The 14,713-nt window shown below is 64.1% G+C and carries 12 protein-coding genes and 1 pseudogene; 7 read left to right on the top strand and 6 right to left on the bottom strand.

What is annotated here, in order from left to right:
- The first annotated feature begins 337 nt into the window (after window positions 1-337).
- Complete coding sequence (locus ACTJLC_RS04500; protein WP_440843293.1) at window positions 338-976, top strand: peroxiredoxin; 639 nt, start codon at window positions 338-340, stop codon at window positions 974-976.
- Between the two features lie 111 nt (window positions 977-1,087).
- On the opposite strand, the gene ACTJLC_RS04495 is transcribed toward ACTJLC_RS04500, so the two are convergent.
- Window positions 1,088-2,278, bottom strand: coding sequence for an acyl-CoA dehydrogenase (locus tag ACTJLC_RS04495; protein ID WP_310118998.1), 1,191 nt, complete (start codon window positions 2,276-2,278; stop codon window positions 1,088-1,090).
- Between the two features lie 93 nt (window positions 2,279-2,371).
- Between ACTJLC_RS04495 and ACTJLC_RS04490 the strand changes: the two are divergent.
- Window positions 2,372-3,148: pseudogene (locus ACTJLC_RS04490) on the top strand (IclR family transcriptional regulator); the annotation flags it as partial.
- A 61-nt stretch (window positions 3,149-3,209) separates the two neighbouring features.
- On the opposite strand, the gene ACTJLC_RS04485 reads toward ACTJLC_RS04490, so the two are convergent.
- Entirely contained in the window at window positions 3,210-4,043 is an 834-nt protein-coding gene (locus ACTJLC_RS04485; RefSeq protein WP_073428169.1) for an EAL domain-containing protein, read from the bottom strand.
- Window positions 4,044-4,348: 305 nt separating this feature from the next.
- On the opposite strand from ACTJLC_RS04485, the gene hmgA reads away from it, so the two are divergent.
- The gene (hmgA, locus tag ACTJLC_RS04480) at window positions 4,349-5,695 is read left to right on the top strand and encodes a homogentisate 1,2-dioxygenase (protein ID WP_083084520.1); all 1,347 of its coding nucleotides are present in this window, start codon (window positions 4,349-4,351) and stop codon (window positions 5,693-5,695) included.
- Window positions 5,692-6,996 (top strand): fumarylacetoacetase, encoded by a 1,305-nt coding sequence (fahA, locus tag ACTJLC_RS04475; protein ID WP_310130469.1) that lies wholly within the window; start codon window positions 5,692-5,694, stop codon window positions 6,994-6,996. Before hmgA ends, fahA begins: the two co-directional genes overlap by 4 nt.
- Window positions 6,997-7,016: 20 nt before the next feature.
- On the opposite strand, the gene ACTJLC_RS04470 is transcribed toward fahA, so the two are convergent.
- The 3 genes from ACTJLC_RS04470 to ACTJLC_RS04460 all read right to left on the bottom strand — a co-directional run bounded on the left by ACTJLC_RS04470 (window position 7,017) and on the right by ACTJLC_RS04460 (window position 11,032).
- Window positions 7,017-8,717, bottom strand: coding sequence for a pyrrolo-quinoline quinone (locus tag ACTJLC_RS04470; protein WP_440843292.1), 1,701 nt, complete (start codon window positions 8,715-8,717; stop codon window positions 7,017-7,019).
- Between the two features lie 119 nt (window positions 8,718-8,836).
- Window positions 8,837-10,003: an MFS transporter gene (locus tag ACTJLC_RS04465; RefSeq protein WP_083085046.1), complete on the bottom strand. Its 1,167-nt coding sequence runs from the start codon at window positions 10,001-10,003 to the stop codon at window positions 8,837-8,839.
- Window positions 10,004-10,210: 207 nt separating this feature from the next.
- Complete coding sequence (locus ACTJLC_RS04460; RefSeq protein ID WP_310130462.1) at window positions 10,211-11,032, bottom strand: crotonase/enoyl-CoA hydratase family protein; 822 nt, start codon at window positions 11,030-11,032, stop codon at window positions 10,211-10,213.
- A gap of 128 nt (window positions 11,033-11,160) precedes the next feature.
- Between ACTJLC_RS04460 and ACTJLC_RS04455 the strand changes: the two genes are divergently transcribed.
- A complete protein-coding gene (locus ACTJLC_RS04455; RefSeq protein WP_083084513.1) occupies window positions 11,161-11,778 on the top strand; it encodes a plasmid fertility inhibition factor family protein in 618 nt (205 codons plus the stop codon).
- A gap of 84 nt (window positions 11,779-11,862) precedes the next feature.
- Here ACTJLC_RS04455 and ACTJLC_RS04450 read toward each other — a convergent pair whose 3' ends face one another.
- A complete protein-coding gene (locus ACTJLC_RS04450; protein ID WP_310130459.1) occupies window positions 11,863-12,861 on the bottom strand; it encodes a 2-hydroxyacid dehydrogenase in 999 nt (332 codons plus the stop codon).
- 146 nt (window positions 12,862-13,007) lie between these two features.
- Here ACTJLC_RS04450 and ACTJLC_RS04445 point away from each other — a divergent pair, with 146 nt between their 5' ends.
- Window positions 13,008-13,283 carry a hypothetical protein gene (locus ACTJLC_RS04445; RefSeq protein ID WP_440843291.1) on the top strand — a complete coding sequence of 92 codons (276 nt, stop codon included), beginning with the start codon at window positions 13,008-13,010 and terminating at the stop codon, window positions 13,281-13,283.
- A 16-nt stretch (window positions 13,284-13,299) separates the two neighbouring features.
- Window positions 13,300-14,523 (top strand): pyridoxal-phosphate-dependent aminotransferase family protein, encoded by a 1,224-nt coding sequence (locus ACTJLC_RS04440; RefSeq protein ID WP_073428162.1) that lies wholly within the window; start codon window positions 13,300-13,302, stop codon window positions 14,521-14,523.
- Window positions 14,524-14,713 lie beyond the last annotated feature (190 nt).

Raw genomic sequence — 14,713 nt, 5'->3', positions numbered from 1 at the left:
CTCCCCTTCGTCTCACGCCACGCGTGAATCGTAACCAAAGAAACGGCCGCTGGCGAGCGCAGTGCTCGGTTGACGCAAGCGAACGCACGAACCGTTCCCGGTTGAAGCAAAGCCATTGCACGACGACCCGCAACAGATTGCAGGCGACAGTTTGCCTCCGATGGAGTTGATCTGTCCCGCAAAGTTTCCACTATATCGGTGAAAATTACAAAAACGCATAAAGTAGTGACGCGATGTTGGTTCGTCATGTACCGCCGCTACCATATGATTTATCGTTGCGGGGCGGCGCGGGCGAATGCTCGCGCGGAATGCCCGAATACTTTAAAGGAGATGCAACATGAGTCTACGTCTTGGCGATATCGCACCCGATTTCGAACAGGAGTCGAGTGTCGGCCGCATCAAGTTCCATGAATGGCTGGGCGATAGCTGGGGCGTGCTGTTCTCGCACCCCGCCGATTTCACGCCCGTCTGCACCACGGAACTCGGCCTGACGGCGAAGCTGGCCGACGAGTTCGCAAAGCGCAACGTGAAGACGATCGCGTTGTCGGTCGACAGCGCGGAGTCGCATAAGGAATGGATCAAGGACATCAACGAGACGCAAGCCGCCAATGTCGGCTTCCCGATTCTCGCCGACGGCGACCGCAAGGTGGCCGAGCTGTACGACATGATCCACCCCAACGCCAATGAAACGCTCACGGTCCGCTCGCTCTTCGTGATCGATCCGAAGAAGAAGGTGCGGCTGATCATCACGTATCCGGCAAGCACGGGCCGCAATTTCGACGAAGTGCTGCGCGTGATCGACTCGCTGCAACTCACCGACAACCACTCGGTCGCCACGCCCGGCAACTGGAAGCAGGGCGATGACGTGGTGATCGTGCCGTCGTTGAACGACGAGGAAGTCATCAAGCAGAAATTCCCGAAGGGCTACAAGGCGCTGCGTCCGTACCTGCGCATGACGCCGCAGCCGAACAAGTAGGCGGTTGATGCACCGTGAAGCGCGCCGTTAGCTGCAGCGCGGCGTCATAACGAAAAAGGCCGGTTCGAGGTGAACCGGCCTTTTGCTTCTTATCGGCATGTCAGGAAGACATCAGAAAAACGCCTGAATTCCCGTTTGCGCGCGCCCGAGAATCAGCGCGTGAATGTCGTGCGTGCCTTCGTAGGTGTTGACCACTTCAAGATTCACCAGATGCCGCGCGACGCCGAACTCGTCGGAGATGCCGTTGCCGCCGAGCATGTCGCGCGCGAGCCGCGCAATGTCCAGCGCCTTGCCGCATGAGTTGCGTTTCATGATCGAGGTGATCTCCACGGCCGCCGTGCCTTCGTCCTTCATGCGGCCGAGGCGCAGCACGCCTTGCAGTCCGAGCGTGATCTCGGTTTGCATGTCGGCGAGTTTCTTCTGGATCAACTGGTTCGCGGCGAGCGGCCGGCCGAATTGCTTGCGATCCAGCACGTACTGACGCGCGGTGTGCCAGCATGCTTCGGCTGCGCCGAGCGCGCCCCAGGCGATACCGTAGCGCGCCGAATTCAGACACGTGAACGGACCGCGCAAGCCGCTGACTTCCGGGAAACGGTTTTCTTCGGGAACGAACACTTCGTCGAGCACGATTTCGCCGGTGATCGACGCCCGCAAGCCCACCTTGCCATGGATGGTGGGCGCAGACAGCCCCTTCCAGCCTTTCTCGAGAATGAAGCCGCGAATCGCGTCCTTGCCGTTTTCCTCGAGCTTCGCCCACACGACGAACACGTCCGCGATCGGCGAATTGGTGATCCACATCTTCGAGCCCGACAGCGAATAGCCGCCGTCCACCTTTTTCGCGCGCGTGACCATGCTGCCCGGATCGGAGCCATGGTTCGGTTCGGTCAACCCGAAGCAGCCGATCCATTCGCCGGTGGCGAGTTTCGGCAGGTACTTCTGCTTCTGCGCCTCCGAGCCGAATTCGTGGATAGGCACCATCACCAGCGAGGACTGCACGGACATCATCGACCGGTAGCCGGAATCGACGCGCTCCACTTCACGCGCGATCAGGCCGTATGCGACGTAGTTCAAACCGGGGCCGCCGTATTGCTCGGGAATCGTCGGGCCGAGCAGGCCGAGTTCACCCATTTCGCGAAAGATCTCGATGTGGGTCTTTTCATGACGGAACGCTTCGAGCACGCGCGGCTGCAGCTTGTCCTGCGCATAGGCCGCGGCGGCCTCGCGCACCATGCGTTCGTCTTCGGTGAGCTGCTGATCGAGCAGCAGCGGGTCTTCCCAGTGAAACTGCGCGGCCTCGGCCATGACGTATCTCCTGATTCCTTTTGATTCCAACTTGACTTTTGTTCCGCTAAGCGAAACAATGTTTTGCAAATTACCGATCGAGTGTATCACCTGATGACGCCTGCATCCACCCTCTCCGAACCGCTCGACGAGCGCAAATTCGTCGTTGCCCTCGCGCGCGGGCTGGACTTGCTGCGCGCGTTCAAGCCGGGCGAAACGATGCTGGGCAATCGCGATTTCGTCGAACGCACCGGTTTGCCGAAGGCGACGGTCAACCGTCTCGCTTACACGCTGAGCGTGCTGGGTTATCTGCGGCTCGATGAAACGCTGGGCAAATACGCGCTCGACGCCGGCGTGCTCTCGCTAGGATTCGCATTGCTTTCGGGCACGGATACGCTCGAACTGGCTCGTCCGCATATGCGTAATTTCGCGCGCGAGGTGGGCGCGGCGGTTTCGCTCGGTTGCCGCGACGGCCTCGACATGATTTATCTGGAGACGATCCGCAGCGAAACCGCGTTGACGCTCGGGCTCGCATCGGGTTCGAAACTGTCGATGCTGACGAGTTCGATGGGGCGCGCGTATCTCGCCGTGCAGCCGGCGGACGTGCGCGCCGCGTTGCTCGTCGAGCTCAGGAAAGTGGCGGGTAAGCAAGGCGCGGCGCTGATCGCGGAGGCGGAAAAGTCGATCGCCGCGTTCGCCGGCGAAGGCTGCTGCTATTCGTTCCGCGCGTGGCACGACGACGTGAACGCGGTGGCCGTGCCGTTTCGCGAGCCGCGTGAAGGACGCTGGCTGGTGCTGAGTTGCAGCGGGCCGGCGTCGTCGATGGGAGAGGAGGTGTTTCGTGAAACCGTCGCGCCGCGGCTCAAGGCGCTCGCGCGGCGCCTGGGCGATACGGTCGAAGCGCCGGCGCGTGCAACCGCAAGGCACATCAACCGGCCGATCAAACCGCCGATCAAACCGCCCGGTCGTGGTAATGCGCGTTGAACAACGGCCCTTGCACGAAGCGCACGTCGTACTGTTGCAGGGCCACGAACTGCGGCTCATCCATCACGCGATTGAAGATCAACGGAATCCGCAACCGGTTCGCGTAACCCACTAGCGGTTTTACTGTCGCATCGCGCAACGCGGTCGCGGCGTCCATCTTCAGAAAATCGAGCCGCGCGGTTTCCGACACCGACAAAATCTGCCCCGCGTTGGACAGATTGCCCGCCACCTTGAAGCCGTAGCGCTGATAGCTCTGCGTCAGATAGCCGAGGAAGGTCTTGTGCGCGACCGCCGCGGCCGGCAATTCGATCACCACCCGCGACGGGTTCAGCCCGAACGACACCAGCACGGTCGAAAAATGCAGTCCGTGGTCGTACTTCACGCTCTTGAGCAGACGTTCGTGCACGCGTAGAAACAGCAGACCGTGCCGCTGCGTCCCGAAGAAATTAATCGCGTGCAGCGCGCGCGACATGCGGTCGAGCGCGACCAGTTCCTGATCGTCGACGATGCGGTCGAACGGATCGAATACCTCGAACGGCGGCCCGTCCAGACGCTGGGTGACCGCCTGAAAGCCGAGTTCATCGCCGAAACGGTCGACCCCCTCCGGACCCGACGACAGCGACTGCGCCAACGCATGCACGCTGATGTCGAAGATCGGCTCGTAAGCGCTGGTGAGCTCCTGCCCGTCGAAGCGTGCGAGCGCGATGTCGTGATGCGCGCCCGTTCCCATTGCCAGATGTTCGCCGAGAAACGGGTGGTGGGCGGCGCGCTCGATGAGGTTGGGGATGGTCGGCGGAATCATGTAGGCGAAAGATTGGCAATGGACGCGCTCGGCGCTCGGCAACGCGACTCGGTTGCCGCATTCCATTGATGGTAGCAGTCCGCACCGTGCGCACATGAACAAAATGCTCATAACGTTATCGGCCGAACGCTTGTCGTTACGGGCTTCCGGGGCTTGTCCGGGTCGTTTTCAGGGTATACGTTAGTTTCACTATTCGTAATTGCTTTTACTATACGTAAATTCATCTGCGGCGACGCCACCGGTTCGCGCATCGAACCGCGGGCCGCCTGGAATCGACAAGATCGAGCCTCAACGGAGAACCTTGCATGAACACCGCCACCGGTACGCCGGCTACCGCCGGCTCACGGCTAGAAATCGAGCCGGGCTATCAATCGGGCTTCGCGAACGAATTCGCCACGGAAGCCTTGCCGGGCGCCTTGCCCCAAGGCCGCAATTCGCCGCAACGCGCGGCCTATGGCCTGTATGCCGAGCAACTGTCGGGCACCGCGTTCACCGCGCCACGCGGCCACAACCGCCGTTCGTGGCTGTACCGGATTCGTCCGGCGGCCGTGCATAAGCCTTTCGCGCCGCTGCCTTCGGAGCGGCTCGTGGCGAATTTCGCCGAGGTGCCGCCCACGCCGCCTGACCAGCTGCGCTGGGATGCCTTGCCGATGCCGGCCGAGCCGACCGATTTCATCGACGGCTGGGTGACGATGGCGGGCAACGGCGCGGCGGAATCGATGAGCGGCTGTGCGATTCACCTGTACGCGGCGAACCGTTCGATGAAGGACCGCTTCTTCTACAGCGCCGACGGCGAACTGCTGATCGTGCCGCAGGAAGGGCGCCTGCATATCGCGACCGAGCTGGGCCGGCTGGACGTGGAGCCGTTCGAGATCGCGGTGATCCCGCGCGGCGTGCGCTTTGCGGTGAGCCTGCCGGACGGCCAGGCGCGCGGCTATATCTGCGAGAACTTCGGCGCGCTGCTGCGTCTGCCGGATCTCGGCCCGATCGGTTCGAACGGCCTCGCCAATCCGCGCGACTTTCTCACGCCGCACGCGGCGTATGAAGATCGCGAGGGCGATTTCGAACTCGTCGCCAAGATGAACGGCAACTTGTGGCGTGCGGACATCGGCCATTCGCCGCTCGACGTGGTCGCGTGGCACGGCAATTACGCGCCGTACAAGTACGACTTGCGCCGCTTCAACACGATCGGCTCGATCAGCTTCGACCATCCCGACCCGTCGATTTTTCTGGTGCTGCAATCGCAAAGCGACACACCGGGCGTCGACGCGATCGACTTCGTGATCTTCCCGCCGCGCTGGCTCGCCGCCGAGGATACCTTCCGTCCGCCCTGGTTCCATCGCAACGTGGCGAGCGAATTCATGGGCCTCGTGCACGGCGTGTACGACGCCAAGGCCGAGGGCTTCGTGCCGGGCGGCGCGAGTCTGCATAACTGCATGACAGGCCACGGGCCGGACGCCGACACGTTCGAGAAGGCATCGCACAGCGACACGTCGACGCCGAGCAAAGTCGGCGACACGATGGCCTTCATGTTCGAAACGCGCACGCTGATCAAGCCGACCCGCTTCGCGCTCGAAACCGCGCAATTGCAGGCGCATTACTACGAGTGCTGGCAAGGCCTCAAGAAACATTTCAATCCGGAGCAACGATGAACGCATTGAGCGATCTTCAGGCGACGCTCGATCCGTCGCGTAAGAGCTGGGTCGAGTCGGCCAACGATTCGAACCACGATTTCCCCATCCAGAATCTGCCGTTCGGTATTTTCAGCGACAGCAACAACGACGCACGGCGCGTGGGCGTCGCAATCGGCGACGAGATCGTCGATCTGGCGGCGTTGCAGGCGGCGGGATTGCTGAACGTGCCGGCGTCGAAGGCCGATGTTTTTGCGCGCGATGCGTTGAACGATTTCATCGCGCTCGGCCGCGATGAATGGCGCGGCGTGCGGATTCAGTTGAGCCACCTGCTCGCGCGCGATACCGCGACCTTGCGCGACAACGCTGGCTTGCGCGCGAAGGCGCTGGTGCGTGCGGCCGATGCGCGGTTGCATCTGCCGGTGCGGATTCCGGGCTACACCGACTTCTATTCGTCGAAGGAGCACGCGACGAACGTCGGCTCGATGTTCCGCGATCCGAAGAATGCGCTGCTGCCGAACTGGTCAGAGATGCCGATCGGCTATAACGGACGCGCGTCGTCGGTGGTGGTGAGCGGCACGCCGGTGCGCCGTCCCAACGGCCAATTGAAGCTGCCGGACGAAGAGCGTCCGGTGTTCGGCGCATGCCGCAAGCTCGATATCGAACTGGAAACGGGCTTCGTGATCGGCGCCGGCAATGCGTTGGGCGAGCCGATCGCGTGTGCGGACGCCGAGGCGCATATCTTCGGCATGGTGCTGCTGAACGACTGGAGCGCGCGCGACATCCAGCAATGGGAATACGTGCCGCTCGGCCCGTTCAACGCGAAGACATTCGCCACGACGATCTCGCCGTGGATCGTGACGCTCGACGCGCTCGAACCGTTTCGCGTCGCGCAGCCGGTGCAGGAACCGCAGCCGCTTGCGTATCTACGCCACGATGGCGCGCATGCATTCGACATCACGCTCGAAGTGAGGCTGCGCCCGCAGCAGGCCAAGCAGGCCACCACGATCTCGCGGACCAACTTCAAGCACATGTACTGGACGATGGCGCAGCAACTCGCGCATCACACGGTGTCGGGCTGCAATACGCGCGTGGGCGATCTGATGGGTTCGGGCACGATCAGCGGACCGACGGAAGATTCGTATGGCTCGCTGCTCGAATTGACGTGGAACGGCAAGAAGCCGCTGGCGCTGAAGGAGGGCGGCACGCGCGGTTTCATCGAGGACGGCGACGAACTGACGCTTGCCGGCTGGTGCCAGGGCGATGGTTATCGCGTGGGCTTCGGCACCTGCGTCGGTGAGATCGTGCCGGCGCGAAACTAAGGCACGGGACCACGGACCCCTCACCCCTTGAGCAACCCAAACACCGCCACGCCATTCGTCGTGCCGACATAAACCTTCCCATGAGCGATCATCGGCGTGATGAACTTGTTCCCCGCGCCGAAGTGATCGCGCGTTCCCATCTGATTGCTGCTGTACAACTCGGTGGCGAGATTGGCCGGATCGAATGCATGCAACGCCGCCACGCTGCCGTTCTCGGCCGCCCACACGATGCCGTTCGCCGAGCCGTTGGCCGAGACGCTGGGCGTGGTCCCAGGATAAGGAAAAGTCATCGCGCTCTGGCCGGTCGGCGTTGCCGACAAGCGCGCGTTAGTGATCGTGAAGGCCTTCAGATGGTCGCCCACCGAACCGAAATAAATCCGGCCGTTGAAGTAAGCCGCCATGCCGAACTCGCCGCCGCTCAATTGCCCCGCGATCTCCTGGTAGATCTTGTTGCCGCCGGCGTTGAATTTCCCCATCGACTCGCGATCCAGAACGTAGATGATGCCGTCCTTGCCCGTCCCTAGCGTGAGGTGGCGAACCGCGCCGCTCGCGTCCGTGAGATCGGGCAGCACGAGCGCGCCGCCCGAACCGAGATCCGCATCCACGGCGGACGCCTGCACGATATTCGACATCGCGAAGTAATCGACGACCGAGAGCCCGCCCGCCGTGCCCAGCTTCAGATAGGTATTGCCGAAGTTGCCTCGAGCCGGAAAACCGTTTGCGTTCAGCGTGGTATCGAACGTGCCGTTGCCGTCGAGCAGATAGATCGACGAGCCGTCCGACGCGGGGCCCGCGCCGCTCATCCAGATGGCGCCCTCGGAACCGTTCGGCGTGACATTGAGCACGGAGGTCTGCTGCAACGTGTCGGCGCTGTAGGCGATGATCCAGCCGGTGTAAGCGCCCGCGTCGCAATGCGAGGTCCACGTCGTGTAGATCATGCCGTTGAGCAGGAGCAAACCCGCGCGCTCGGCATACGACGAAGGCGCGAACACGACGCGTCCGTTCGAACTGTTGGCGCCGTTGCCCGGATAGCTTGCGGCGACTTCGGTGGGTCCGTTCAGCAGTTCCGCGCCCGTCGCGAGATCGAGCGCGTGCACGCGCTGATGGTAGCCGCCGCCGGAATCCTTCGACATCGCGACGACATAGATCGTGCCGTGAGGTCCGCGCGAGCGGTCGATCACCGGCGTCGACGTGATGCCGATCTCCGGCGTGATTTGCCCGCAGCCCAGGTCGTCGCTCGGCGTTTCGCCCGCCTTCAGCGTGCGGACCTGCCATAGTCGCGCGCCCGTGTCGGCGTCGAAGGCGAATACGCTGTCGTGTTCGGTCACGACGTACAGCACGTTGTGCGTGCCGCCCGCGATCGCCAGCGAGCCGACGAAGAGCGGCTCTCCATCGACCTTGCCGTCGACGGCGAAAAAGCCGACCTTGCCGAAGCTTGCCGCGTTGACGTTGGCCGGCGTCAAGATGGTTTCGTCGAGGTACTGGCCGGTGCGCGCGATGTCGTTGTGATAGGTCACGACGTCGCCCTTGGCGGACATCGCGGTGCCGCCCGAGGACGTGCCCGAGCCGCCCGAGCCGCTAGTGCCGCCGGCGCCGCTGCCTGTCGCCGCGCCGGTCGCGGCTTCATCGCCGCCGCCTCCGCAACTTCCGAATGTCATCGCACAGAGAAAGATCAGCGCGCTCAGCAGGTAAAAACGGCGCGACAAGGGCAGAGTTTGCATGGCGTTCTCCGCATTGCCGGCGTGGGCGCCATGAACGCATGGCCCGCTCAGCGAAATGCCGTGCAATGTGCGATGAAACTAGCATCAAGCGTGCTAGCCCGCGGAAATCCGCGGCTGGCTTACCCCGCGACCGCCATGCGTTGCGCGCGCCGGTCGATCGACACGGACCACAGCGTCAGCGCGAGCGCGCCGACCGACGTCGCCACGCCGAGCCACGGCAAGGTGGTGAGCGGCGCGCCCGCGCCGATCGCCATGCCGCCGAGCCAGGCGCCCGTCGCATTGCCGAGATTGAACGCCCCCTGGTTCAAGGTCGACGCCAGATTCGGCGCGTGACTCGCGCGATCGACGATCAGCATTTGCAGCGGCGGGACGATCGCGAAGGCCAACACGCCCCACGCGAAAATCGTGATCATCGCGGGAATTTCGCTGTGCATCGTGCCGGCGAAGATCGTCAGGATCACGACGATCGCCAGCAGAAACGCCACCAGCGAAGGCATCAGCCGCCAGTCGGCGAGCTTGCCGCCGAGCGTGCTGCCGACCGTCAAGCCGAGGCCGAACAGCAACAGCACAAGGGTGACGGCATGCGGCGTGAAGCCGGTCACGTCCTCGAGAATCGGCGTGATGTACGTGAAGGTGGAAAAGAGGCTGGCCGACGCGAGCACGCTGACGCCGAGCACCATCAGCACTTGCGGGTTCTTCAGCACGCTGAATTCGCGCACGAGGCTCGCTTTCTGCATTTCGATCCTGGCCGGCAGGCACACGGCAAGCGCGGCCGCCGCGACGACGCCGATGACCGTTACCGCCCAGAAGGTCGCGCGCCAGCCGACCGCCTGGCCGAGCGCGGTGCCGAGCGGCACGCCGAGCACATTGGCGAGCGTGAGGCCGGTGAACATCAGCGCGATCGCTTGCGCGCGACGGTTCGGCGCAACGAGACCCGCGGCCACCACCGAGCCGATGCCGAAGAACGCGCCGTGGCAGAACGCCGTGACGATGCGCGCGGCCATCAGCACCGCGTAGCCCGGCGCAATCGCGCACAGCAGATTGCCGACGATGAACACGCCGATCAGGCTCATCAACGCTTTCTTGCGCGGCATGTTGGCGACCGCGATCGCAACGATCGGCGCGCCGATCGTGACGCCGAGCGCATAAGCCGACACCAGCATGCCCGCAGCCGGGATCGAGACGGACAGATCGCGGGCGACATCGGGCAGCAGCCCCATGATGACGAATTCGGTGGTGCCGATGCCGAAGGCGGCAACGGCGAGAGCGAGCAGGGGCAAAGGCATGGTGATCGAACGGGATTCGGCGCGACGTGAAGCGCCGCGCGACAGACGCGCGTTTTCGGGGCGAAAACGCATGCGCTGTGCAAGGGTAAAACAGTAGGGGATTCTACCTAAGTCAAAACAGTGCCGCTGGCCGTCGAGGCGGCTGTTGTTTTTTGCTGAAAAGCCGCTACGGAATGTACTTTTCCGCCGGGCGACGGCTGTGCGCCATCAGGTGCTTTCGTCTGGATCGAGTGCGTTGCCGTGACGGCCGGCGCCTTGCGCAAAACGCGCGGCGCCCGCGACGCCCTCGTCGAATACGGCCTGATAGACGCCCGCGCCTTCGCGTCGCAGCGCCTCGGCGAAGTCGTCGAGCAGGCTGTTTTCCAGCGCCGAGCGGCGGTCCGCCAGCAGCGCCGCTTGCGGGAAGGCCGCCAGTTCGGCAGCGAGACGCTCGGCCGCCGCGCGCGCCTCGCCTTTCGCGACGACGCGGTTGGCGAGGCCGAAGTCGAGCGCTTCCCGCGCGTTCACCGCGCGGCCGGTGAGGATGAGGTCGAGCGCCCGCGACAGTCCGATCAAACGCGGCAAGCGGATCGTGCCGCCGTCGATCAGCGGAATGCCCACGCGCCGGCAGAACACGCCGAGCACCGCGTCTTCCTCGACGACCCGCAGATCGCACATCGCAGCCAGTTCCAGACCGCCCGCCACCGCATGTCCGGCGATCGCCGCGATCACCGGCTTGCTGAAGCTCATGCGCGTCGGGCCCATCGGCCCTGGACCGCTGCCGTCGGCGTGCAGTTCGTTGCGGCGCGTGTCGTCGGCGAGCGCGCTGAGATCCGCGCCCGCGCAAAAGGTGCCGCCCGCGCCGAACAGCACCGCCGCGCGCCACGCCGGCTCCGCTTCGAAGCGGCGGAACGCGGCGGCGAGCGCATCGGCGGTGGGGCGGTCGACGGCATTGCGCCGCGCGGGCCGCTCGAGAACGAGGGTCGCGACGCCCGTATCCTCGTCGGCTTCGATACGCACATGTTCATTGAAATTTTGGGTGGTTATCATCGTCGTTTCCGTAGATGTCAGCGTGTTCCCTTCAGTGACGAGGCGCGTTCCCGAGCGCTCATGGAGTGCGTGCACGAAGCATGCTTATGCAGTCCGCTCATGCAGTGTGATTAATACGGTGGCCTGTCATGCCTCTTTCACAATCGGCTCGTAGCGTTAGCGCTCTTTTAACGCGCTGGCGAGTTTTCGCCAGCTTATCGAGCCTGCCTTTGTCCTTGTCCAAATCCTCGTCGGCCGCCATGCCGGCTTCTGCCGGGACGGTCTGGATCGTGCCTTTGCATCACCATCCATGGTACGACCACGTATGCCTGCAACGCGTTTTCGACGCGGACGGCACGCGGCATCAAGTCGTGCTCGTCGACGTGCGCAAGCTGCTCGCCTGCGCGGACCGCGACAACACCGATTATGTTCTGAAGCCGGTGGCCGAATGGCACTCGGGCAAGGTGCGCGGCATACGCGAATTTCTCGATCCGGAGAACCCGCGCATTCCGCAAATGCCGTATGTGACGATCTCGACGCGTCGCGCGCCGGGTCTGCTGGGCTGGCTGGGTCTGGAGCGCGAAGGCGTGGTGGCGTTTCGCAACGGCCAGCATCGCGCGCGCTATCTGGCCGACGCGGGGGCGCGCTGGTTTCCGGTGGAAGTGCATGAGCGCGAGGCGGCGCTATTGCGCGAAATCTGCGGCGCCGCGGACGACGCCCGCACCGCGCTCCGCCCGACCACGCTGACGAGCGAAGGCGGCGATTGAGGTTGGTGCTTGGGGTTTGCGCTTAGGGCTCGCGCTTGGGGTTCGCGATCTCGGCTCGCTTGAGGATGCTGCCTGAACTGGCGCTTAACCAGCGGGACTCACCACATTGCGCGGCGTGCCGGCCCGCCATGCCGCGACGTTGCCGAGCGTGGTCTGCGCGATCTCGCTCATCGCCTCGCGCGTGAAGAACGCCTGGTGCGCCGTGACGATCACGTTCGGGAACATCAACAGACGCGCGAGCACGTCGTCCTGCAACGGCAGGTTCGAGTGGTCCTCGAAAAAGAGGCCGCCTTCCTCCTCGTACACGTCGAGCCCGAGATGGCCGAGCTGGCCGTCCTTCAACGCGCCGATCAGCGCATTGCTTTCGACGAGACCGCCACGGCCCGTGTTGATCAGCATCGCGCCGCGTTTCATCCTCGCGAGCGCGCGGCTGTCGATCATATGGTAGGTGGCCGGCACCAGCGGGCAATGCAGACTGACGACGTCCGACTCGGCGAGCAGCGTGTCGAGCGGCACGTAGCGCGCGCCGAGCGCGAGCAGATCGTCGGCCGGCGTGCCTGGGTCGTAGGCGAGCACCTGCATGCCGAAGCCCGCCATGATGCGTCCGAACACGCGGCCGATCATGCCGGTGCCGATCACCCCGACGGTCTTGCCGTGCAGATCGAAACCGAGCAGCCCATGCAGCGAGAAATCGCCTTCACGTGTGCGCGCGACGGCGCGCGGCAAGCGCCGATTGAGCGCGAGGATGAGACCGACCGCGTGTTCGGCGACCGCGTGCGGCGAATAGGCCGGCACGCGCGCGACCGTCATGCCGAGACCCTCGGCCGCGGCCAGGTCGACGTGATTGAAGCCGGCGGAGCGCAGCGCGATCAGGCGGGTGCCGCCGGCATGGAGACGTTCGAGCACGGGCGCGTCGACGGTGTCGTTGACGAACGGGCAGACCACGTCGTAGCCCTGCGCGAGCACGGCGGTTTCCAGGTCGAGATGCGACTCCTGAAAGCGCAGTTCATAAGCGTGCGCGGCATTGGCTTCGGTGAATGTGTCGCTGTCGTACTGGCGGCTGCTGAACAGGATCATGCGCATGAGCGGCTCCGTGAATTGCGTGCCGGCGCTGAACAGGCGGATCGAGGCGAACTGAGGGGCGCGGCATATAGGCGGTGGGCTAGCCAGTATACGGTAGCCAATGCATGGCGCGGAGGGCTGACCAGGTCGTCGATTCGTGAGCCAGCATGATCGCTCGATTGCTGAGGTCATTCGTCTGGAGCGCGCGAGGCGCAGGTCTGGAGTCGGCTCATTGCATCGGCTATGGCATCGGCTCATTGCGCGTGGCGCCAATTGCGCCTGGCGGCGTTTGCGGCACGTCGATCATGACGGCGCCTGGCGGCAAAGCACGGTCAAAAAACTTGCGCAATCAACTTGCGCAATCGCGCGGTTCAGTGAATGATCGGACCGACGGCCTCGCCGGCGGTATTGCCGGCGAGGCCGCTTGCTCCTTTGCGTCCTGACATTCACGTATCGATCATGCCGACTTCATCCTCCACCTCCGTTTCCTCCGCAGTGCCCTGTCCGGTTGTCGAATCGCTCGACGCGATTCTTCCCGAAGAACCGCTCCTGATGATGGGCGCCGGTCCCGTGCCGATTCCCGCGGCCGTCGCCAAGGCCAACACGGTCGTGATCAATCACCTGGGCGGCACGATGGTGAAGGTGATCGGCCAGGTCAAGACGATGGCGCGCTACGTGTTCCAGACGAAATCCAAATGGGTGCTGGGCGTGGCGGGACCGGGATCGGCCGCGATGGAAATGGCGATCTGCAATCTCGCGTGGGAAGGCACGCGTGTGCTGAGCATCAGGAACGGCTTCTTCAGCGAGCGGATGGCGGAAATGGGCCGCCGCGTCGGCGCGCGGGTGAGCACGCTGGACGTCGACGACCGTTCCGTCGCGAGTCTCGATCAGGTCGCCGAGGCGATTCGCCGCGAGCGCCCCGAGATCGTGACGGTGGTGCAGGGTGAGACATCGAATACGGTGTGGAACCACCATCTGAAGGACATTGCCGCGCTGGCGAAAGCGGCTGGCGCGCTGGTCATCGTGGACGCGGTGTGCACGCTGAGCACGATGCCGTTGGAGATGGACGCGTGGGGCATCGACGCTGTGATCACGGGCGGGCAGAAGGGGCTGTCGTCGATTCCGGGCGTGTCGCTGATAGCGTTTTCCGACGCCGCGTGGGAGCGAGTGAAAGGGCGCACGGCGCCGAATGCGCATTGGTGTCTGGATGCGTCGCTGGCGGAGAACTTCTGGCATAACGCCGGGTATCACTACACCGCGCCGGTGTCGGGCGTGCTGGCATTGCACGAGGCGTTGCGTCTCGTGTGCGCCGAGACGTTGGAAAAGCGTTTTGCGCGGCATTTGAAATGCTCGCTGGCGTTGCAGCAAGGCGTGACGGCCTTGGGCTTGCAACTGTATACGCCGGCGGCGTGCCGGTTGAATTCGGTGGTGGGAATCGAGGTGCCTGCCGGGCTCAGTCCAGGCGATGTCTGCGCGCATATTTCGCGGATGCATCAGGTGGAGATTTCCGGCTCCTTCGGTTTGCCGATCGTGCGGATCGGGCAGATGGGGGAACAGTGCCGCGAGCACAATCTTTTCCGCACGGTGCACGCGCTTGGGAGAACGATGGTTGACCTCGGCGTCAAGGTCGACTTGCCGGCCGGCGTAGCGGCGCTCGAGCGGGGCTTGTCGGAGGGAAAGTAGTGGTCGCGCCTCTCGGCGCACCTCGACTACCCAAACGCCCCACTGTTTGTCAGGCAGACCCTTCCGACGAGCGCACAGCGCGAGTCGGGAAGCATGACTGCCTTGTCACTAACATTGAATGCGCGAGGGCACGGATTCCAGATGGGCCACTACCCCCTCGAAGCTAGGGGACCCGCTTCAGAACTAGCGG

The sequence above is a fragment of the Paraburkholderia sp. 22099 genome (assembly GCF_052045835.1).
Lineage (GTDB): Bacteria > Pseudomonadota > Gammaproteobacteria > Burkholderiales > Burkholderiaceae > Paraburkholderia > Paraburkholderia terricola.
The sequence above is the reverse complement of the archived record's forward strand: the minus strand, read 5'-3'. Positions and strand labels throughout refer to the sequence as shown.